The 21,153-nt window shown below is 60.1% G+C and carries 24 protein-coding genes; 11 read left to right on the top strand and 13 right to left on the bottom strand.

Features of this window, described 5'->3' with window-relative positions; translation table 11 throughout:
* Nucleotides 1–52: 52 nt before the first annotated feature.
* From QMA15_RS31285 to proC, 8 genes are all read left to right on the top strand, one after another.
* Nucleotides 53–307 (top strand): hypothetical protein, encoded by a 255-nt coding sequence (locus tag QMA15_RS31285; RefSeq protein WP_021334482.1) that lies wholly within the window; start codon nt 53–55, stop codon nt 305–307.
* 86 nt (nt 308–393) lie between these two features.
* Complete coding sequence (locus QMA15_RS31290; RefSeq protein WP_290288731.1) at nt 394–1,950, top strand: ParB N-terminal domain-containing protein; 1,557 nt, start codon at nt 394–396, stop codon at nt 1,948–1,950.
* A gap of 569 nt (nt 1,951–2,519) precedes the next feature.
* Nucleotides 2,520–2,750: a glutaredoxin-like protein NrdH gene (nrdH, locus tag QMA15_RS31295; RefSeq protein ID WP_042925377.1), complete on the top strand. Its 231-nt coding sequence runs from the start codon at nt 2,520–2,522 to the stop codon at nt 2,748–2,750.
* Between the two features lie 32 nt (nt 2,751–2,782).
* On the top strand, nt 2,783–3,103 hold the full coding sequence (locus QMA15_RS31300; RefSeq protein WP_021334485.1) for a hypothetical protein: 321 nt from the start codon (nt 2,783–2,785) through the stop codon (nt 3,101–3,103).
* 6 nt (nt 3,104–3,109) lie between these two features.
* Nucleotides 3,110–3,685, top strand: a complete 576-nt coding sequence (locus tag QMA15_RS31305) for a DnaB-like helicase N-terminal domain-containing protein (RefSeq protein WP_290288739.1) — start codon at nt 3,110–3,112, stop codon at nt 3,683–3,685.
* Complete coding sequence (locus QMA15_RS31310; RefSeq protein WP_290288741.1) at nt 3,682–3,927, top strand: hypothetical protein; 246 nt, start codon at nt 3,682–3,684, stop codon at nt 3,925–3,927. The genes QMA15_RS31305 and QMA15_RS31310 overlap by 4 nt, the downstream gene beginning before the upstream one ends.
* Nucleotides 3,927–4,094, top strand: a complete 168-nt coding sequence (locus QMA15_RS31315; protein WP_290288743.1) for a hypothetical protein — start codon at nt 3,927–3,929, stop codon at nt 4,092–4,094. Before QMA15_RS31310 ends, QMA15_RS31315 begins: the two co-directional genes overlap by 1 nt.
* Before the next feature lie 283 nt (nt 4,095–4,377).
* The gene (gene proC / locus QMA15_RS31320; RefSeq protein WP_290288746.1) at nt 4,378–5,181 is read left to right on the top strand and encodes a pyrroline-5-carboxylate reductase; all 804 of its coding nucleotides are present in this window, start codon (nt 4,378–4,380) and stop codon (nt 5,179–5,181) included.
* A gap of 270 nt (nt 5,182–5,451) precedes the next feature.
* Here proC and QMA15_RS31325 read toward each other — a convergent pair whose 3' ends face one another.
* The 10 genes from QMA15_RS31325 to QMA15_RS31370 all read right to left on the bottom strand — a co-directional run bounded on the left by QMA15_RS31325 (nt 5,452) and on the right by QMA15_RS31370 (nt 17,148).
* A complete protein-coding gene (locus QMA15_RS31325) occupies nt 5,452–6,945 on the bottom strand; it encodes an MFS transporter (RefSeq protein WP_290288748.1) in 1,494 nt (497 codons plus the stop codon).
* A gap of 400 nt (nt 6,946–7,345) precedes the next feature.
* Nucleotides 7,346–8,542, bottom strand: coding sequence for a 3-deoxy-7-phosphoheptulonate synthase (locus QMA15_RS31330; protein WP_290288752.1), 1,197 nt, complete (start codon nt 8,540–8,542; stop codon nt 7,346–7,348).
* Between the two features lie 149 nt (nt 8,543–8,691).
* The gene (locus QMA15_RS31335; protein ID WP_290288754.1) at nt 8,692–9,093 is read right to left on the bottom strand and encodes a hypothetical protein; all 402 of its coding nucleotides are present in this window, start codon (nt 9,091–9,093) and stop codon (nt 8,692–8,694) included.
* A gap of 250 nt (nt 9,094–9,343) precedes the next feature.
* Nucleotides 9,344–10,402 carry a hypothetical protein gene (locus tag QMA15_RS31340; RefSeq protein ID WP_290288756.1) on the bottom strand — a complete coding sequence of 353 codons (1,059 nt, stop codon included), beginning with the start codon at nt 10,400–10,402 and terminating at the stop codon, nt 9,344–9,346.
* 129 nt (nt 10,403–10,531) lie between these two features.
* The gene (locus QMA15_RS31345; protein WP_290288759.1) at nt 10,532–11,083 is read right to left on the bottom strand and encodes a hypothetical protein; all 552 of its coding nucleotides are present in this window, start codon (nt 11,081–11,083) and stop codon (nt 10,532–10,534) included.
* Nucleotides 11,073–11,465, bottom strand: a complete 393-nt coding sequence (locus QMA15_RS31350) for a carboxymuconolactone decarboxylase family protein (RefSeq protein WP_081559503.1) — start codon at nt 11,463–11,465, stop codon at nt 11,073–11,075. Before QMA15_RS31350 ends, QMA15_RS31345 begins: the two co-directional genes overlap by 11 nt.
* Nucleotides 11,466–11,542: 77 nt before the next feature.
* Complete coding sequence (locus QMA15_RS31355; RefSeq protein ID WP_076948865.1) at nt 11,543–12,055, bottom strand: aromatic-ring-hydroxylating dioxygenase subunit beta; 513 nt, start codon at nt 12,053–12,055, stop codon at nt 11,543–11,545.
* Nucleotides 12,056–12,069: 14 nt separating this feature from the next.
* Nucleotides 12,070–13,371: an aromatic ring-hydroxylating dioxygenase subunit alpha gene (locus QMA15_RS31360; RefSeq protein WP_228233162.1), complete on the bottom strand. Its 1,302-nt coding sequence runs from the start codon at nt 13,369–13,371 to the stop codon at nt 12,070–12,072.
* Nucleotides 13,372–14,167: 796 nt separating this feature from the next.
* Nucleotides 14,168–15,520, bottom strand: a complete 1,353-nt coding sequence (locus QMA15_RS31365) for a helix-turn-helix transcriptional regulator (protein ID WP_290288775.1) — start codon at nt 15,518–15,520, stop codon at nt 14,168–14,170.
* 1,004 nt (nt 15,521–16,524) lie between these two features.
* The gene (locus QMA15_RS31370; RefSeq protein WP_290288778.1) at nt 16,525–17,148 is read right to left on the bottom strand and encodes a hypothetical protein; all 624 of its coding nucleotides are present in this window, start codon (nt 17,146–17,148) and stop codon (nt 16,525–16,527) included.
* A gap of 205 nt (nt 17,149–17,353) precedes the next feature.
* On the opposite strand from QMA15_RS31370, the gene QMA15_RS31375 reads away from it, so the two are divergent.
* Complete coding sequence (locus QMA15_RS31375) at nt 17,354–17,602, top strand: hypothetical protein (protein ID WP_192713390.1); 249 nt, start codon at nt 17,354–17,356, stop codon at nt 17,600–17,602.
* A 135-nt stretch (nt 17,603–17,737) separates the two neighbouring features.
* On the opposite strand, the gene QMA15_RS31380 is transcribed toward QMA15_RS31375, so the two are convergent.
* Nucleotides 17,738–18,280, bottom strand: a complete 543-nt coding sequence (locus tag QMA15_RS31380; RefSeq protein ID WP_290288781.1) for a hypothetical protein — start codon at nt 18,278–18,280, stop codon at nt 17,738–17,740.
* 370 nt (nt 18,281–18,650) lie between these two features.
* Between QMA15_RS31380 and QMA15_RS31385 the strand changes: the two genes are divergently transcribed.
* Both QMA15_RS31385 and QMA15_RS31390 read left to right on the top strand, forming a co-directional pair.
* Nucleotides 18,651–18,866: an antitoxin VbhA family protein gene (locus QMA15_RS31385; protein WP_007734780.1), complete on the top strand. Its 216-nt coding sequence runs from the start codon at nt 18,651–18,653 to the stop codon at nt 18,864–18,866.
* Nucleotides 18,863–19,705: a Fic family protein gene (locus tag QMA15_RS31390; protein WP_290288787.1), complete on the top strand. Its 843-nt coding sequence runs from the start codon at nt 18,863–18,865 to the stop codon at nt 19,703–19,705. Before QMA15_RS31385 ends, QMA15_RS31390 begins: the two co-directional genes overlap by 4 nt.
* A gap of 54 nt (nt 19,706–19,759) precedes the next feature.
* On the opposite strand, the gene QMA15_RS31395 is transcribed toward QMA15_RS31390, so the two are convergent.
* Together QMA15_RS31395 and QMA15_RS31400 are read right to left on the bottom strand one after the other, a co-directional pair.
* Nucleotides 19,760–20,119: a hypothetical protein gene (locus QMA15_RS31395; protein WP_290288790.1), complete on the bottom strand. Its 360-nt coding sequence runs from the start codon at nt 20,117–20,119 to the stop codon at nt 19,760–19,762.
* A gap of 94 nt (nt 20,120–20,213) precedes the next feature.
* Nucleotides 20,214–20,591 (bottom strand): hypothetical protein, encoded by a 378-nt coding sequence (locus QMA15_RS31400; RefSeq protein WP_290288793.1) that lies wholly within the window; start codon nt 20,589–20,591, stop codon nt 20,214–20,216.
* Nucleotides 20,592–21,153: the final 562 nt, after the last annotated feature.

Below are 21,153 nucleotides of genomic sequence, written 5' to 3' on the forward strand. Positions count from 1 at the left end.
GCAAGGACGCGCAGCATGACCGACCACAACCGCCCGACCGAAGGAGAAAACGATGTACGGATACGACCTGCACAACATCTGCGAGAAAGCGGATGCGTGGGCGAAGTTGTTCGAGACAGCCGAGTATCTCGCCAGCGTCGTCGAGCACAACTGCTGCTCGGAAATCGACGTGTTCGTGGAGTTGCTCATCGCGCTCGACTACCACGGCCACGCCTCCGACCTGATGGACGCACACATCGAGGCCGATAGCTGCCGAGAGCGCCACCCCACGGCCGATCAAGTGATCTTGGAACCGGCCACCGCTTGAGACCGAAAACCCTACGGAAACAACACAACACCGGGCAGCTGTTACCTGCCCGGTGTCGTGTCCCGAAGTCTACGAGAGGCAACACCATGACCGCAACACACACCGCCCCCGCAGCACTCGAGGTCGCGCAGCTGCACCCCGACGCCCTCGACATCGGCGAGAACGTCCGCGACAGCGTCGATCTGGCGCAGACCCCCGACTTTGTCGAATCCATCCGCGAAAACGGAGTACTCGAAGCGATCAGCGCCGTCCGGACCGCAGACGGAACGATCGTCGTCCGCGACGGACAGCGCCGCACCCTCGCCGCCCGCGAAACCGGCCTGACCAGCATCCCTGTCGTGATCTACCCCGACACCGCAGGCAGCGACAAGGCCCGCACCATCGACCGGATCGGCAAGCAGATCACCGCCAACCGGCACCGCGAAGGGCTGACCGCAGCGCAGCACACCCGAGGAGTTGCGCAGATGCTCGAATTCGGCGCATCCATCACGAAGGTGTCCAAGACCCTCGCGATGGACAAAAAGGACGTGAAAGCCCAAGCAGCGGTAGGAAAAGCCGAGTCAGCCCGCGCCGCCCTCGACGCCGGACAGCTCGACCTCGCACACGCGGCAGTCGTGGCCGAGTTCGAGGAAGCCGGAGACACCGACGCCGTCGAAAAGCTCCTGACCACCAGGCCTTACAACTTCGACCACGTAGCGGAGCGACTACGCGGGTTGCGCGAAGAACGGGAGGCATACGCCCGCGCCGCAGCCCCGTTCGAGGAGAAGGGATTTACGATCCTTCCGCACGATCACATCAGTTTCGGGGAGGAGGTGCCGTCCCCATCCGACCTGGTCACCACAGACGGCGACGAGGTCACCCAAGAGATGATCGACGCAGCCCCGCAGTTCTGGGCAGTGTTCCTGGGATTGAACGACGCGTTTTTCGACAAAGCGACCGGCGAGCGCGTCGATTACGACGACGTCGATTGGGACACCGAGGACGACGATTCCGCCGTACCCGACGAAGGGCTACGGCACGCCAACACCGTCGACTACCGGCCCGAGTACCTCCCGGAATACTGGTGCATCGACCAGGAAGGCGCAGGACTCGAGCCGCGACCGATCATCGACGCGGTTCCCGCCGCCGCCAGCGGAAACGACCCTGCCGAGGCAGCTCGGGCAGTGCGCGAGCAGGAAGCGAAGAACAAGCAGGAACGCCGACGAGTCCGCGAGCTGAACAAGCAGGCCGAGGCCGCGACCACCGTCCGCCGTGAGTTCCTGCGCACAACCTTGCTCGCCCGCAAGACCCCACCGAAAACGGCAGCGGCCTACGTCGCGACCACCCTCGCCCGCGATCCCGGACTGATCTCGGAATACAAGGCAGCGGAATCACTCGGTGAGCTGCTCGGATTCAAGGGCTATTACCCCGGCCGAGAGTTGGCCGAGCAAGTGGGGAAGGTGTCCGAGGCTCGCGCTCAGGTGCTGCTCCTCGCGCTGGTGATCGCCGCGCAAGAGTCCCGCATGGTCAAAGACGCATGGCGATCCAAGCCCAAGAACGCCGACCAGTACCTCAGTTTCCTGATGGAACAGGGCTACACCCTCGCAGCCGTTGAGGAAATCATCACCGGACAGCTCACATTCGACGAGGTCGCGATCGACTGACCCGATGTTGCGGCGATCCCCAGCCCGAAAGGGTTGGGGATCGTCCGCCCTTCCGCCCCGGACCTTCCGCCCCCGGCTGGCGGTCAGATCCACCGGCGGACCGGAAGGGCGGAATGCGGACACCACCACAGACACTCGAGAAAGCGCCCGGCCGCCGGCCACGAACCACGATAAAAGCGCAAGGATAAGAACCTACCCGCCCCGGTGTGAACATTCTTCTATCCCGACGCTCGCGCATCAAGGCCGCTCCAGAAATAATATCCACACGCGCCACTCGCACGCTCGAACAAAGGCGCTACGATATTTCTTCCTACGCTCACCTTGACCCACTCCCGCCGAGACCAGAATATCGGCACATACCGGGGAGAGGGGAGAAAGTGCAGGTAGAACGCATGCAGGTAGCTGTGTACGTCACGGTTTGGTATTAGTGAAAGAATGCGGAAAATGATTGAAGATGCCATTAACTAAAGCGGAAACTAATCGAAGAAATACCCACGAAAGTATTGGTTTATATTGCAATGTTCGATAGAATGAAATCAATAAAGAATCATCGACGAGGGGGAATGATAATGGCGATCACCGTATATACCAAGCCCGCATGTGTGCAATGCAATGCCACGTACCGCGCACTCGACAAAGCGGGAATCGAATACGACGTCATCGACATCACCGAAAACGCACAGGCCCGCGATTACGTCATGAGCCTGGGATACCTGCAAGCCCCCGTCGTCGTCGCAGGAGAAAACCACTGGAGTGGATTCCGTCCCGACGAAATCTCCAAGCTCACCCCGGCCGCCTGACCACACACTTTCACCAGCGAAGCGAGGACACCATGACCGCAGCAGCATTCACCTTCACTCCCGATGCAGACTTCGTCGACCGCGCACTCGACGCCGAGCTCCGCCGCGACAGCGAATCCGTCGATCGCAAACTCCGCACCATGCTCGCAGCCCTCGACGACTCCCTCGCCGGAATCAGTGATGCACGCGAAGAACTGCACACCCTCTACACCGCCCCCGGCACGGACACCGCCGGAGATGTTTCCGCCCATGACCAGGACATCGCAACTCATCTCGCCGAGGCTGCCCGCAACCTCCGCGCGGCCGCCGAGATCCTGCGCAGTCACCGGCAACTCACCTCACCGCGACCCTGACCTTTCATGCCCACCGGCGACAGCAAGGACCCCGACGTGACACTCTCACTGGCCACCGCCCCTGACTTCGATGACCTCACCGACAACGAAGGCGAGATCGACGAGTACAGCACCGCCCTCGACGTCGAGGCTCAACTCCTGTGCTCGCTGCTCTGGGCGCCGGCCGAGAGCGCGAAACGTGCCGTCGCAGCCTTGACCAGCGCCGACTTCTACCGACCCGTGAACGCGGCACTGTTCACCGCGATCTCGGAACTTGTCGAGGCCGGCAAACCTCACAACAGTGCCCACGTCTTCACTACCTTGCAGCAGGAAGGCCGCACCAGCGGTCACCTCGGGAAACAGCTCACCAAAGCGCTCACCGACATCACCACCATCGGCGTCCCGTCCGCTGAACTCGAGTACAACATCGCCGCCGTTCTCACCCAGGCATACCGCCGCGGATTCCGCGAAGCAGCACGATCCCTCGCCCAAGCCGCCGAAGAGCTCCCCGAAGACCAACTGTTCGAGCACCTGCTCAGCATCGGCCGCGAACGCCGTGCAGCCTCCCAACGCCTCGCCGCAATCCGCGAAGGCCGCCCATGACCGACACCCAGTCGCAGCCGAAACACCGTGCCAGATCAACACATTTCATCGCCAACATCGTTATCGGGATCCTCTACCTGGCGCTAGCAGTATTCGTCCTGTCCGTCGCCATCACCGGCACCACCGACGGCCCCGTCCTCGCGGTACTGGCCGGAGCAGGGTTGGCCGCGTTGGCACTTCACTACTTCATCGCAGCCTGCAAACTCCGCCACACACCCTCAGTGAAAGGTGAACACCAGTGATGAGCGACGACGAACACGACGCCTGGCAACTGCACGACCACGGAGCCAGCTGGGAAGACATCGGCATCGAAATGGGATGCAGCCAGGCAACAGCGCAAACCCTCGCGGCCGCCTACGAGAAACGCACCGACACAGCAGCCCACGACGCGCAAAACGCCCTGTTCTGACCCCTCAAAACTGCAATCCCTGTCGGACCCGCACGGCACACTCATCGCCTCCTCACCAGCGAGATCGCCGGAGGCGAAGCAATCGCCCGCGGACTCGCCGAACTAGCATCACAACACCTAGATAGCTTCGGGACCTTGGATGCGCGGAGCTGAAACAGACGAGAGGGCATACATGACCACATCTGATCTAGATCTCGATAGCGGAAGTAAGACAACAGGTTCCGAATCCCCTGAGGGGTGTAACGATCCGCGTCTCGTCGAAGCGGAATACACGCTTGATGGAATGGTGATAGCGGTACTGGGCGCGGGAAAGATCGGGGAGGCCCTTATAGCGGGTCTACTGCGCGGTGGGCACAAGCCCGAAGAGCTCCTGTTTACCGCGCGTCGCGCCGACCGTGCGCTGCAGCTGACCGACGAGTACGGCGTGAAATCCGTCGAGACGTGGGTAGCCGTCGATCAAGCGGACGTGCTGGTCGTGTCCGTGAAACCGCAAGACATCGACGCGATGCTCGAAGAGCTGAGCGCCGGGATGGCAGCCCACAAACTGGTGGTGACCGTGTGCGCCGGCCTGCCGACAGCGCTGTTTGAACGACGCCTTGGCGACGTGCCAGTCGTCCGGGTCATGCCGAACACCCTGATGATGGTCGGCGAGGCGATGAGCGTTGTTGCCATCGGCCAGCACGCCACCGCCGAACATGTGGCCACCGTCAAGACGATGTTCGAGTACGTCGGCGAAGTTATAGAGCTAGCCGAGCCACAACTCGACGCCGTCACGGCGCTTTCCGGGTCAGGGCCGGCGTACTTTTTCTACCTCGTCGAAGCTATGATCGACGCCGGCATCCTGCTCGGTCTGCCGCGAGGAGTCGCTAAAAAGCTGATCATTCAGTCGGCTGTGGGATCAGCGAAGATGCTCGACGAGTCGGGAGAGCATCCGATCATTTTGCGGGAAGCGGTCACTTCGCCCGCAGGGACGACGATCAGCGCAATTCGTGAGTTGGAAAATCACGGAGTCCGTGCCGCCCTATTTGCGGCGATCGAGGCCGCTCGCGATAGATCCACTGAGCTGGGCAAACAGTACGACAACTAGATTTTCCGTACCGTTGTCGAGTGACACCATGTCTTACGACAGAACTATGTTCATGATCTTCTTAGGCCCGTGTGCCGCCCGAGTAGCTCGGCAGTGACAACTGCCGGCTGTGCGGGCCGCCGGCCAAGCAAGAACTCAGATCGACCATCTGCAGCAGACTATCGCCGAAGGAACCTCTGATGCGCTGCTGCCGTCGACCGGCGAACGTAACGGTGTGAGTTCCGGACTACTCGCACATCGAACCGAGCGCGGCGGCCGAACGGAATGCCCTCAGACCGTTGCAGAACGTGTGACCCGCACCAACCACAGCGAAAGCAGCGCCGCGACCGCGACGAGCACAAGGCTGCAGATACTGGAGGCAACCAGCGAAGACGCGTAGTCGGCGGGTTGCCCTCGGGAACCGAGTACGGCGAAGAACACGCCACCGATGCCAGCGATTCCGATCGTGCTGGAGAACTGCTGGACGGTGGTGAGGACACCGGAAGCCGCGCCCGCGTAAGTCGGGCGGATCCGGGCGAGCACCTGCCCAGTCACTGTCGGGACCGCAATCCCGTTCCCGATTCCGACAAACATCATCGGAATCGCAAGCTCCACGGCGGTCAGACTCTCCAACCGTGCACTAGCGAGAACGATCACCGTCGCGAATGCGACGATGACGAGTACGGTGCCGACGACTATGGCACGTGCACCGTATTTCTGTACATACGGTCGGGCAACGATGGATGCAGCAGCGAAGCCAATACCAAGCGGCCCAAACGTCAAACCGGCATGTAAGGGGTCCAGACCGATCCCGTCCTGTAAAACCAAGGTCACACAGAAGATGAAGCTGAAGAAGGCAGAAAGCAAGACGACTGAGAGGAACAACCCGAGGTTGAATGCCTTCTCGGCGAACAGTTGAAGCGACAAGATTGGTGTTCCGCCGGAGTGCTGGAGCCGCTGCTCCCACGCGAGGGCGGCAACCATAACCGGGACCGACCCGATCAGCATCGCCCAAGACCACCACGGCCAGCCCTGCGAACGACCGACGATCAGCGGGAACAGCAGCAGCCCCAGACTGGCGGTCACGCCCACGGCACCCGGAATGTCGAGTCGAGCGCGCCTACTGCTCTCGTGTAGCGGCAAGCTCCGCAGTGCGAGCGCCACCGTGACGATCGCGATTGGGACGTTGACGAAGAAAATGACTCGCCACCCAAGACCGGCGATATTCGCTTGTAGAAGCATCCCGCCTATGACCTGCCCGGCAACCGCGCCTACTCCGATTGTGAACCCGAACCAGGACAGCGCCTTCGGCCGCTCGGCTGGCGGGAAGGACGAGGTGATCAACGCCAGTACCTGTGGCATCATCGCAGCCGCAGTCACGCCCTGTAAGAGACGGAACCAAACGAGCATGGCCCCTGAAGTGCTCACACCGCACAGTAGCGACGCGACACCGAAACTTGCCATGCCAATGACAAACATTCGACGGTGTCCGATGATGTCGCCCAGCCGGCCACCGGTGATGAGTCCGGCGGCGTAGGTAAATGCGTACCCGCTGACGATCAACTGCAGCGCCGCGTCGCTCGCATTCAGATCGTGCTGCAAGACTGGCAATGCAACATTGACCACATATAGGTCGAACTGCGCCATGAACATCGCGACCAGGATCACCGGCAACATGTGATGGCGTCGAGGAAACCACTCGTGAGTGGTTTCGCCCGGGGACGCATTCGACTGTGTTTGTGTTCCATTGAGTTTGGCGCCTAGTGTTTCCCGAGCCTGGGTCACGACTCTCCTTTACTCGATGATCATCGTAAGGTCAGACTAAGACTGCCCGACTCGGTGGCATCGACGGCACCAGGGCAGATTTGTTGCGCGGACACGAATGCTCCGAGGTTGGTTGTAGGAGCTTCCTGCTCACTGATCGTGCGCGTCCGTTCACTCAAATATCCTGCTGGGCAATAAGTTACCGCAGGACAGTAGCCATTACCGGACTACGTTGCGAACCCTGTGTCGGTGGTGTTCATTCAAGCTTCCTGGCCGGCGGAGTGAGGGCCTGCCTGGGGGCTCCGGCGAGCATCCAGGTGTGGGGGACCGGCGGATTCTGCACGGCTGCTGTCGTCACTGAGCCCTAACTGTCACAATCGAGTGTATGCCTCTGAATGTCGTTGCCATGCACTCAGTTTGGTTAGATCGACGTTCGATCAACAACACTTCGGCCAGAATGAGTTTTGTCGCTGAGCTTCGGCGTTGGATCCGAATGCGCAGCCTCAATGGTAGGCGGGCTCGTCGGTTGTCGGCCGCGACGAGCCTCGACTGCCGCGGCGAGGCGATCGAGCTGGGTTTCGGTGGTGGCCCAGTCGATGCAGGCGTCGCTGATCGATTGGCCGTAGGCCAGCTTGTCTGACTTACCCAGGGTCAGGTCCTGGCGACCGGCGACTAGGAACGACTCAAGCATCAGGCCGACCACCCCTCGCTCACCCGCGGCGATACGGGTGGCGATGTCGTCGACTACGTCAACCTGCCGGTTGTGGTCTTTGTTGCTGTTTCCGTGGCTGGCGTCGACGACGACACGCGGGGCCAGCGACGACTTTTCCAAGCGCGCCTTCGCCTCGGCGACCGAGGCCTCGTCATAGTTGGTGCCGTTGCTGCCGCCGCGCAGGATGACATGGCAGTCGGGGTTGCCGGAGGTTCGAATCAGCGCGGAGCGGCCGTCGAGGTCGGTGCCGGGGAAGACGTGGCTGGCGGCGGCGGCGTGCACACCGTCAACCGCGACCTGCACGTCACCGTCGATGCCGTTCTTGATCCCGACTGGCATCGACAGTCCACTTGAGAGCTGCCGGTGGACCTGGCTGGCGGCTGTCCGCGCCCCGATCGCGCCATAGGAGACCAGGTCAGCGATGTATTGCGGGGTGATCGGGTCGAGGAATTCACACGCGACGGGCAGACCGAGCGCGGTGATCTCGACCAGAACCTTGCGGCCGAGGCCGAGGCCGGTGTTCACATCGAACGAGCCGTCCAGATGCGGGTCGTTGATCAGACCCTTCCAACCAAGTGTGGTGCGGGGCTTCTCGAAATACACGCGCATCACCAAGTGCAGCCAATCGCCCAGCTCGGCGGCCTTCTCGGCGAGCTTGCGGGCGTACTCAAGCGCGGCCACCGGGTCGTGAACTGAGCACGGGCCGACGATCACCATGAGACGGTCGTGGTCACCATTCAGCGCGTCGACGGTGGCCTTGCGACCTAGGCGGACAGTGTCTGCGAGCGCGTTGGTCAGCGGGTTTACTTGGCGGACCTCGGCGGGCGAGCGCAGCGGGCTCACGCTGATCGTGCGCTGGTCGTCCAAAATGGGATGCCACGAGTCGAGACTGGCTGCGGTGGTCATGTGTGGGGTCCTATTCAACGGCGGCTCGGCTCTACCAGCGACTTATCGGCGAGTGCGCGGGATGGATGGCTGGGCAGTAATACTGAAGCACCGCCAAGGGTCGGCGGTCACCATCGCATCGAAGGGATTAGCATGATCGATGCGGGTTTTCAGTCGTAGGCGTTTCCAGCCATCATCCGCTTGAAGTCATCGTTATGCTCGACGTATTCGGCGATTGTTCCATCCGGAAGCATGGCCCGCATGTTGTATCCTGAAGGAACCACCTTGACATCGTTAATAATCTTGACCCCAGCCTGGATCAAATATGCGCGCACAGCGTCCAGTTCCTCCACCACCCAGGTCAACTTGGTAGCCTCGAACTGTTCAGTATCGGATTTATCTCCCGCGATCAGCATAATGTTTCCGATCGCTACCAGGTCGAGCCTAAACGCCTCGTAGTAAAATTCGTGATGTGGACGGTCCACTCCTTGGAGTGCCATGTAGAACTTTTTGTATGCTTCAAGTTCTGTCTTCCGCAGGTATATCCTGGCAAAAAATTTGACCATCTTCATGGCTACTCCCGACTTAGGGTATTGACATCACAGCTCACCCTGCACGCAGAATTTGTTCACACTCCGACAAGGACACGACGGAATTACCAGCTGCCGTCGAGGGCATTTCGAGTTAACGTCCTAAAACGATCCCAGTGCACGCTCGGTCAGCATCGTCGACCCTGCACAAGGGTTCTCGCTTTGAGCAACGTGTCCATCAGCTACGAGAGGCGATTCTTACTTACAGGACGATGTGACGGCTTCATCGTTCCTACCGCCGCTCTGTTAGGAAATTGAACGCCTTATCTTTGATGGTGATGGTCATGTGCATTCCCGACCCTTCGGTGGCCGCTGCACCCGAGATCATGTATGGCATGTGCCACTGATACTGCACGAGGATTCCGCTTTCCGACCCGGAGTCCGACCCGTCATATTGTGAGACGTCGCCGTAGTTGTTGACGCCGAATCGACGGGGGTACGCAGCAAATCCTGGCAACCACGCCGCCCCTGCTCTTGCAAAGTCCTCTGGGGTTTCCAACTGCGCCACTGCTTTCTCAGCTTCGACTGCCAGCTCCTTGTAGTAGTCGCGAATCTGATCTCCACTGCAGCGAGAAACGACCTCGCGCGGAACAAACAGGAACAGGAGATGATTTCCGAAGAGGAGACTCGACGCATACGAGGCGTTCTTCATTACCATAAGGTTTTCACTGGCGCGGTTGAGAAATTCCGCTTTGACCATGTCGAGATGTGCACCGATCTTGCGGGCCGGTTCGACGGTCTCTCGAAGCTTCCAGGGCATGATTCGCGAGCATTCATCATCATCAATGAACGGCTTCCTCGCCGGGAGATATTGGTCCAGGTCAGCGGTCTGCAACTGAATTTCGGCTATCGACTCTGCAATGCGGAAATGGTCCTTGCCCGCCATCATCGTGGCCATCAACGCTTGATGGAAGCGAAAACACCTGTAGCCGTCGTTCATCGACATGGGAAAGACTGTAAAAATGCCCTGAATATCGGGGTTCGACTTGTAGGTGACGGACATCAACAGGAAGCCGTCGTAGTAATTGGGGTACTCGTCGAACACGATTTCTTGAAAGGACGAGATCGGGAATTCTTCCGGACTCTCGAATTGTCGCTCGATCAGATAGCACTTCGAAAAGAATGGATTCTCGTCGAAGTAATAACTGACTGCGTCTCGAAAGTCGCCAAGCGAGAATGACTGTTCGACGTTGTACGTTGAAAGTGCCGGGTAAAATTGTCCCACACCAAGAGGATGTGGGAAAGACATCAGGGAGAGTCGGATAATTTTGTCAACCATCGACAACGGCATGGTCTAATCAACTCCGATAGACGAGTACGAGGAGAAGTCCCGGAAAGCGTTTCGGTCGGGGCTCGGAAAATCGCGAAAAATGTCCGATTCGGCGGCTAGCTAACTCCCTTCTGCAGGGACTGGCGAAAGCTAGACTCCCGTCGGTTCAATCACTAGCTCGTCCGGAGCGGTGGCCGGAGCCGCGTCCTCCGCTGGTGCGGAAGGGTACTCTGTGCGCCAGGTGCACCCGTCGCCCGACTGTTCGCACGACACCTTAATGTCCGGTTCTACGTAGCGGGTGGCGATGGCCGTGTTGAGTTCCTGGCAGTACGGGCACGGTGACGAGAATGTCAGGGCGACGCCGGCTCGTGCAGCTTCTTTCCGGTACCGGAGGATCCCGCAGTCGGCGTTTCGCAGGACGCTGCCCGAGGGCTGATCCTCGGTGGACACTGCCGAGTCGTACAGCAACAGCTGACGTTGCAGCCGGTTCATGAAGTGATTGGCTGCCGATTCCCCATCGGGCCGTTGGACTCGTAGCAAATCCGCGGTGATGCGGGAATTCGCCTCGATCCATCCGGAGAGGCCTTCTTCGCCGTGCTCTCCCAGAACGAACTCTTCCGCGGCGGCCTGGGCCTCGAAGTATCGCTGACGCCACAGGTCGACCTTCTCTGCCGGCTCGAGCGGGGTCGTTTCACCGGTCATGGTCTGTGTTCTTTCCGGTGACGTTGTCCAACTCGGCGAAGACCTCGTGGGCGACACGAAGTCCGTTGTGGGCGACCGGCCAGCCGCCGTAGTAGGCGAGCTGAATGATGACTTCGATGATCTTCTCTCGCGACATCCCGAGGTTCAGGGAGGCGCTGATGTGGCCCCGCAGCTCGAAATCGGTGCGCGCCAGCGTGACCGCGGTTAGTGCGATCAGTTCGCGTTCCTTCAAGCTCAGGTGCGGGCGGGCCCAGATTTCACCGAACAAGTGGTCGACGGTGATCTGGGTGAAGTCCGGGGAAGACACTGGGCGCGGTTCGCGGCCGAAGACCTCCTTGAAGATGGCTTCACCCCGATCACGCCGGGTAGATGGCTGATTCATCGATCAACTCCTCCATATTGAGGCTAAGTTGGCTGCGGTTGGGAAGCTGTCAACATTGGCTGCTGCCTTCGGATTCATCACAGGACGATGCTGAGCTTGCCGTGCTCGTACAATGTCTCGTGGTCGAGCACCACGACCCGTTTCCGGATCCGGAACGATCCGCCTCGAGGGACGAGTTCGAACCGGTATTTTCCGACGTAAACGTCGGAGCGCCGGTGCCCGAAGCGGTATGCGACGACATTCGCCGCAACCTCGAGGTAGCTGCCCTGATCAGCCAAAATTTCCACGTTGCTGACAATGCGATTCGTTCGCGACCGAGGGTTTTCGCACCACACTTCGCCATCGAGGATTTGCTTGATCCGCTGACGAAGTCGGGCTGCATCGTCGTCGATGAGCCCGAGCGCTTCGTCCGACTCGCCACGGACATCTGTAGCCGGCACCACGTAGCGGATGTCATCGGTCAGCATCTCGTCGTACCACTCCGTCAGGCGCCACTCGTCGAGCAGTCGGGCCTCACGGAAAATGAACTGGCTCACCTGGTGCCAAAGTCTCACCTGGGCTGCATCGTCGACCGTCAGTTCGTTGGTCATTGCTGTTCTGCCCCTTACAACTCGGCCTGGTGAGCGACCTCGACGTGACCGTCGTCGCCGTGCATCATCCGGTCCCACTGCCGCCAGAATTCGCGAGCAGGAAGCTCATCGGTCGTCTCGGGAATCTCCTTGTTCATACCGCGTGACAGATCCGAGTAGCGCACCGTGCGGTTGAGATAGCCTCGCTGGCACGACTCGACGATCTCGATGTCGTCGGGAGTGGCGAAGCCGGCAGGGCCGAGGAACGTGAGATAAGAACTCTTCCGGAGTTCCCGAATCTCCGGATCTTCATCCTTGGGGGCCAATGCAACCGATGTAATAGACATCCGGTCGGCACCGACCGGGTCGATCTTGCGAATCGTGATCGCTTGCCCATCGATAATCATCAAGTTCGGGAAAATCAGCAAAGCGCGATTGGTACTGGTGATCCGTTCGGCGTGTTCAGTGCCGAACCGCTCGACGAAACGTGCAGCGATAGCCTCGATTTTCGGCCGGACCTTGTCACCGAACATCGGCGTCCAGTAGGCGAGTGGGCGGGCCGCGGCCGGCGGCATCTCGTTGGCTCCATGACCCAGGCCGAGCGCGCGACCGAAACCACCTCGTCGTCGTGGCGCCTTCCCCCCGAGCGACTCCATGTAACCGACGTAGCGTTTGTGCAGTGCACTGAAGTGATACAAGTCGACGCTGTTCTCCATCAGGAGCTTCCAGTTCGCTTGAGCCCCGTGCAGTTGCGCGCCTTGGATCACCTCCATCCCGGACTCGGACTGGTCATCGATCAGATCGAGGTACTCCGTGGCTCCCGCTAAGTACTCGGTCAAGGTGCGCGGTTGTTCCGGATCGAAGGTGAGGAAGACAAACCCGCGGTAACTGTCACTGTGGTGCTGTGCCAGGCCGAAGTCCGCCTTCTTGAAGCCCGGCCCGTACCCGTCCGGCATTGGGACCCCGGTCAATTCACCCCGATTGGAGAACGTCCAGTCGTGATAAGGGCACCGGAACGACTTCGCCTGCCCGGTCGGCTGTGAACAGATCAAAGCACCGCGGTGAGTGCAGGCGTTCGCAAACACCCGGATCACCCCGTCGGACCCGTGCGCCATGACCACCGGGCGCCCGCCGACATCGCGTGATACGAAGGAACCCGGCGCGGGCACCTCCGATTCGTGCCCGACGTACAACCAGCAGCGATCGAAGATCCTCGCGATCTCGCGCACGGCCACGGCGTCGTCGGTGTAGGCGCGGTGATCCACCCGGAACGAGGGGATCTCTAAATCATCGATGACGATTGGGTCGTCCACCGCCCGCTGCAGTTCAATCGTCACTGCTCCCTCTTTCGCTGTAGTTTCTGAACGGTTCCGGACACAAGAGCGGGCATTGAACCCCAGGGCAGACTCGGGCGACGCACTGACCGCAATATCGGTTGGCGTCACCACAGCACCTCTTCTCGCACTGTCGGTTTCGAATGTATCCGGTGAGGGAGGAAGCCCACCACTACTCATTCAGGTAGCGACGAAGTTCGGGCGTCCAACTGTTGCGCAGCGCTGAAGGTTCCGATGATGGCCATTGAAAAATCCCGGCGAGCGTTGTTGCGGTACGGATTTGATAGAGCGAGGTGTCGCCGGTGTTCGGCGCGGTGCCAGTCAGCCTCCGACGCCCTCGGTGGGCGAGCGCAGGTTTGTCGATGAAGCGCTTCGTGGCGACATCGGTGAACAGCTGGTCGTCGCGGCCAGCGAGCTCAACGACGAGCGACGTCGATGACCTTCTCAGACGCGGCGAGGAAATCTGTATCGCAACGCAATTCGCTGTTCCAGGCAGCCAGTTCCATGGATCGCCAGACGGTACTGCCCGACCAGCAACACCGAAGCAGAGAGCCCTGATCCGTCAACGTATTCGTCAATATGCAGACAGCTTCCAGTTGTTCGTGAACATCAGATACGCCTCGTCGATCACGAGTATGTGTGTACGACCACACCTTTATAGGCTCTGCGACAATAACTTTGAAGGCATTGAGGATCAGCTGGCACCTACTGTCAATGCCGCTGCGGGCGGACTTTAGCTTTGCAGCGCGATGCGTGGGCGGCCACTACCTACCCGGTTGAGTGGTAGCCGCCCTACGAATCACAGTTGTGTGGCCGCGATTCGCGCTAGTTCCACCCGCGAGCAAATACCGAACTTTTCGAACACTTTTCGCAAGTGGTAGTTGACGGTGTGGGTGGACAATTGCAGCTTCCGTGCGATCTGGGCATTCGTCATCCCCTGACTCACATAGAGCGAGATAGTGCGCTGTGCGTCGGTGAGGGCCGCCCACTCCTCCGCAAATTGTGATTCGACCGTCACTGGCGACACTCCTTCGTGCCGACCCAGCATCAGCTCGGCATATTGGGCGGCCCCGGCCTCGCGGTATCGCCGGGACGCGGTCGCGATACTGATTCCGGTCAGCCGGTGCTGGGCGCCGTACATCTTCTGTCGCAACTGGCCCAGGTGTTCATGAGCCAGTGCAGAAGCCCACGGGTCGGCATAGGAGTTCGCGGCGTCGCGAAGTTTGAGTTCATCGCGACCGATCAAGGCCCTGGCGTGAATCGCGGAGTGACGGATGGTGTGCCAGTCGGGATTTCGAGCAGCCAACTCCTCGACCGCATCCAAGACCACAGTGGCTAGCGCAATATCCGCATGGTCCAGTGCGGACTGCACCAACCAGGGTGCTGCACCGGCTTCTTCGATGAATAGCTGCCTGGAAGTCAACAGCAGGGGCAGCCGGGTGGCGGCCAAGGTTTTTGCCCGTTCGAAGCCGAGTTGTGCGCACGCGATCCGGAATTCGCTCCAGTCGGATCTGATAGATGGGAACACCGTGCCAAATTCGGCGGCTTCTGCGCGGGAGCGCCAAACGTGGTTCGCGGCTGCACCGACCTCACCGGCACGCAACCGTACCAGCGCCGCAACTCCGGCGGCGAACGGCTCGATCCATTGATTGCCGGAACTCGCGGCCAGCACCAGGGCATTGTTTATCTCTCGCTCAGCTTCCTGGAACCTTCCTTGTTGCAAGCGAATCCGGCTCGAGATCACTCCCGCGCAAGCGGTCGCGGCGAACGGTTCATGGTCGGCGCGCACCAGCTTGTCGACCCGGCTCAGCAGGCTCTCCGCCAACGCGAACCGGCCGTCGTCTGCGAGTTTGGAGGCATACGACAGCAGTGGATACGGAGTCCAAGGCGACGGCGGAGCCGATTCTGCGATTATGACCGCGCGTTGTCCCCATTCAATGCTGTCGTTCAGAGACCCCGTCGACCACATCAGGTTGGAAATTACTGTGCAGGCCACCAATACGTCCAGGTCCAGGCAGCCTGCTGGAACCTCATCAACAATCGCCATCGCCCGCTCAAGCACGAGGGCAGTGTTGTTATGCAGAAGTCCGACGATATTCGCACTAACCACACAAGGGTTGCGAGTACCACCCAACTGCGTCGACTTGGCCATTTCGAACAGTAGATCCTCACACAGTACGCTGACCAGAGGCTCAGGCAATGGGGTTCGCAATACGTTTCTCGCGAGCAGGATTGCGGGCCACAATCTGTTGGAACCGTCCCGCGCAACATAGAATTGCCGGCGCTTGTCGGGCGTCGTAGTATCCGTGGACCCACGTCCCAGGACCAGGGCAAGATCATTACCACTAGTCGACATCGTATGTAATTGCAAATCCCCGGTCACGAAAAGAATCAACCCCCTGATTCAATGCACTATGAATGGATGGACGGTAATCCGTGTGCCTACCGTCCGGTCCGGAGCGGCTGGGAACATTAATACATAACCTTAGAGTGCGCGCATCACGAAATCCGCTTCAGTGCCCGAGGTCACAAAACGGACCGTTCGACTTCTTGTTGAAACATGCAGGTCAGGGACGACCCAGAGGCGTAAGTAGGCCAGGCTAACAGACGGGAATGATGTCACGACGCATGCCCAAAGTAATTATCTTGCTCTTTTAGGCTAAAGTTCAGGTAAATTGAACATATCAAAGTTCAGGTAAATTAGACATTTTAAAGATCGGGTAGATTCGAGCCACTCGCGCTGATCTTGTACGGTCTTTCCTTGCCGCTATCCAGTTTATTTCGATTGATGAACAGCGTTCGCATGTCCAGGTAATTCATGTAGAGCAATGTTCGCCGCTCGCATTCGCCGGATGTCCTGATGCCGGGCCGACAGTGCCGGCTGCGGCGAATGTTCGGAAATTTATCTACTTGCCCAGGTTGTGGCGGCATACGCCGCTTTCGGTTCCCTCGAAGCTGGCCACCATCGGAAGGTGCTACGCCAACGGCCACAGCCTCGGTGATGCCAGCGCTCCGATCACACGTAGCGGGATCCACTTGAAATTGATATAAGAATCGTTGCCGATAATATAGATTATGTCATGTTATGGGCGAAATGTGCAGTACAGCAACGAAATACATTCGCATTGAACGTGCATCGCGAGTGTCGCGGTGTCGCTACCAGAGTGAGAGTGGCCGTCCTGCAGCCTCGGCCGCGGCGATGCGCTCGTCGATGACGTCGCTTCCTACGTTCTGTTCGATCCCGGTACGGATCGCGGCGGCGATGGCACGTGTGCGACCCGCGGGTCCTCGAACGTCGGCGAGGGGGCTGGCGATGTTGCGTCGCCGGAGCTCGTATTCGCCACGGTTGCTGCGATTGGTTCCCAACTGCATGTGTGCCGGGTTGGTGCAGCCGGCGAAGTCGCATTGATGGCACAGCACCGCATCGTCGGTGTTGGACCAGCCCAACCTCGAGATGACACCGTATTCGAGCTGGTAGGCGAACAGATGCGCCGGCATGGTCCCGCGTCGTGACGGCCCGGGCAGGCTCGCCGCCCGGAAAGATCCGTGCCCGGTCGAGGACACTCCGCCGATCCACGGCCAGCAGTGCTCTCGCCGTCGGTAGCGTTTGGATTCGAAGCGGGACACGACGGCAGGATCGTCGAGCCAGGAACGCCACAGACGTTCGGGGATGCGTACAGGCTGGGGCTGCCCGATCAACGTCATCTGGAACGCCGGCAGCGCGGGAGTGTTGTCGGGCATGCCAGGCAAGGGCGATGGAGCATCGTTGACGAACGTCATCAGCTGCTCCTGGCACTCGATCCGGACTGTTACCCGAACCGACTGTAGGAGCGTGCACCGACAGGACCATTTCCTGCGCCGGCCTCGGACGGACTTGGGTAACAGCTCCAGTGAGAGACAGCGGCATCCAGCACACTCGGCTCCGCGCGTTTCCCGAGCATGCGACGCTGGGCCCGAACGAAGTTGCTCTGCCAGAATCAGGCAGATGACCGACAAAAACGGCAAAAGCAAAGACGTGGCCGCAGTAGGTGCCCGAGTTCGAATCACGGTGTCAGACTCCGATGCTGATGGCGCCGTGACATGCACGGGTGTGGTGATCGAGGACTACGCGGACATGGTCATCGACTCCGGGTCGGTAGGGCGGGACTGGGCTCCGGTACATCGGTGGGCGATCGCACTGGATGACGGACGACTGATCTTCGCCAACGACGAAGACCTTGCCCCTGCAGACTAGAAGCACCCCGTGGCGCGTACTCGCTCTTCGAAAGCGGACTCGGCACAGAACTCCTGGATCGGGTAACAGTGCCAGAGCCGGACTGCGCCGTAGGAAGGTAGTCATCCGCGACGCAGGGCGGGAGTCGTTTTTCGGCTATGCGGTGGGCTGCTGTTCCTCGATGGTGCCGTCTGTTCGGATACGGTTGCCGGTGAACCGGTCTCGGTACTGGACGAGGTGCGGGGCGCCGAGTTGTTGCGGCCAGAGTTGGACGTGGAGTCGTATCTGCGGTTGAGCCTCTGGTGTCCGGTAGGCGTCCCAGTACTCGGTTCGTCCCCGAGCAAATACCCGCGCTCTGCACGGGCCTGGCCCGGGATGGGGAACGGGCTGCGAGATCTCGCCAGAGAACCCGTCGAAGCAGAGTGCGTCGCTCTCGATCGTGAACGAGGCTTCCGCGATGTCCTCCCACACCATGAGGAGCGAATCCGCGAGTGGCGGGGCGGGCGTGTCAGTGTAGGTGACTGTTACGCGCACGAGTCCGCGTCCACCGGTGTGGACGACCAACCGGCCTGCTCCGCCGTTCACCAACTGGGGCTCGGTGGGAAACCACTCCGGCCCGAGTGGATCGTAGTCATCCGGTGATCGCAGGACGATCGTGTTGTAGAAGGAGTCAACCTCGATCGCGAACGGTTCCGGCATCTCTTGCTCCTCGCGCACCACGTCGGTATCGATCGAATATATAGCTGATGCGAATTCCGCTCGGTTAGAGCAGGCCCTGGCCGAAAGCAGGCCGCTGATCCACGGCCGGCACTCATGCCGGGGTCTGTCGGTAGCGGTGTGAAATCGATTCGAGAAACGACAGCAGCAGGATCGTCGACCCAGCACCGCCAACAAGCGCTCGAAGAAACACGCCGACAACGCCGCAGCCCAAACCCGAAACGCCCTGTTCAGGCACCGCCCCACAACGCCTGTTGACCGCAGGAAACAGGCAATAATCAGGTAGAATAGACAACGGTGCGCAGCTCCCCTGCGCACCGCCACGCTCGCCCGAGTCGACGAAGGAGCACCGGTGACCACTGCACGCAACGCACAGTCGCACATGACCGAAGCCCAGATCGACCGAGCCATCGCCGCCGCCACAGCCGGACACCGCATGGCCGGCATGGAACCCAGCGAATACGGCATCGAAGTCGGACGACGGCAACTACGCGGAGAAATCACCGGCGACGAAGCAGTCGCACTCGTCCTCGCCGAAAACCGCCGCCGCCGAGCTGCCCGCAGTTGAAAGACCCGTACGTCGACCCCGAAACCGGGGTCCTGATCAACAAACTCGGGCACACCGACCCGCAAGCACTCCTCGAGGACGAAACCGAAGCGGCGTATCAGCGCATCCTGCAACTCGAATTACAGCCCATCGCAGGTAATTTCGACTTCGAACACCTGAAAAAGATCCACCAATTCATCCTCCAAGACGTCTACGACTGGGCAGGCACCCTCCGCACCCGCGACACCGGCGCCGTCGGCATGAACCTCCCCCACTGCCGACCCGAACACATCGAAAACCAAGCAGCGTTCATCTTCCGCGGAATCGCCAAAGACAACTTCCCCCAAGGACTCCCGAAAGACCGCGCCGTCGACCGACTCGCCTACCACTGGGGCGAAACCACCGTCCTGCACCCGTTCCGAGACGGCAACTCCCGCACACAACGAGTCTTTTTCGACGAACTCCTCAAATCCTCCGGCTGGACCATCGACTGGCAGAAAGTCCACGCCTCCGCAGTACAAGCAGCCCGCTACGTCGCAATGGAAGCAACCCACACACCGCTCCGCGACGTCCTCGCCCCCGGCGTACACCGCAACAACACCGAACCACCCACACTCGCCAGCACTCAAGGCAACGTCATCCACCTCGAGGTGGCCGAGCACCACAAAGCGATGATCGACCACCTCCGCAGCGGAAACCGCGCACCGTACAACCCGAACGAACTCAGCGACCTCATGCGCGGCCGCCTACTCGACTACCCGTCACAGCCACCGACAGGTTCACGAGAATCAGGGACGAGCGGGCCGGAAACCTCGCGGACCCAGACACCGAAACGCTCCCACGACCTCGGGCGTGACTGAAAACTTCCGGACAAAAGCGGGCTGACCACAATAAATGTGGCCCGTACTCTGCTCCTACTGGAACTTTTCGGCGTCATCGCTCAACAGCCGAGCAAGAGCGCGAACGGTTTTCGGGTCAGTCATATCGCCGCCACGCGCGCAACCGATCCGCGCACCGGACGCCGCCTCCGCAGCCCGCAACTCCGCATACGCCGCAACAAGCTCAGGACTCGGATTCGCCATCAGATCCGCCCGACGCTTCTGCTCAGCCTTGTGAGCCAAACGCAACTTGCTAGACAGCTGCTCTTCGCGCCAGATCCTGAACCTGCGACGCTTCCACGGAGAACGAACCGCAGCACCTCCCGTCCATGCCGCGAACTGCTCCTTGTCCCGCTCCCACATCCGCGGCCGAAAATCCGGACTCCAGCTATCCATCAACTTTTCCCCCATCAAGCGCCGACCTGCGGATACACCCAAAATAGCAGGGGATAGTCGCTCTCGACGACGTCTCCGCCACACCCTCAGCCCGTCAGACATCGAGCGAAGCGGCACCAAAAAGCATCCCCAACCCCGCACCCGCGACCATCAAAACCACCAACACCGCAAACGCCAACAGATCCCCGATTGTCGCCGGAAATTCCACCGGAGGAGTGATCGACTTCGCAGGCTGCTCCACGAAACTCGCGTCGATCAGCAACCACGACGAAATGCCGAACACGAAAGAGACGGCCACGCGCCCCAACGCCGCGCCCACGCGCTCCATCGACACATCTTTCATAGCCTCAATGACCGACAACGAAGCCACGAAACATGCCCCAGCCGCACCCACCATCAAAACGAACCACCAGTCCTGCATCGCCGCCGAGGTCGAAAAAGAAAGAAAACTGAAATCACCCTGACTTGGCATAGCAAACCCCCACGCATCATTGAAAGGACTCCCGCAATGCCGCCCCGGACAGGAGCGACAAAAAGAATTATCCACATCCCCTGACGCCTCCGCTACCCAATCCCTACACACCCCGGGGCAGCGTGAACCGACGACGCACTGCAATCGAATCCACATCAAAGCGCCTCATAAACAGCAACTTTCGTGCAGGTGACGTCACCCCCGACGTCCCGAAGAGTAACGAAAAGCCCGCATGACCCACTGTCTGCGAGATAGCTGAGATTCCACGCCACCTGAACTTTTAATCGATGTGTTGTAAAAAATCTCGCTATTCCATCGAATTAGCAAACTTCTCAATAATAAGGAAAAGGAGGAACAGAAACAGGCCCGGCGGTTTTATGCGTCACCAAATCGAAATGAAAGAATCGGAACGAATCGGACAGATTTGCATGGTGTTAGACGCTCCGGTGCAACACAAAACACCCGAAAAAAATTGAAGAGCTACCGCGACACCGCGCGTGTCGAGTCCCGTCGCTCCCGCACAATCACCCCGCCAGCCACCCGAGCGGGAGGTGCGAACGCC

The organism is Rhodococcus sp. APC 3903 (genome assembly GCF_030407755.1).
Classification (GTDB): domain Bacteria; phylum Actinomycetota; class Actinomycetes; order Mycobacteriales; family Mycobacteriaceae; genus Rhodococcus_F; species Rhodococcus_F erythropolis.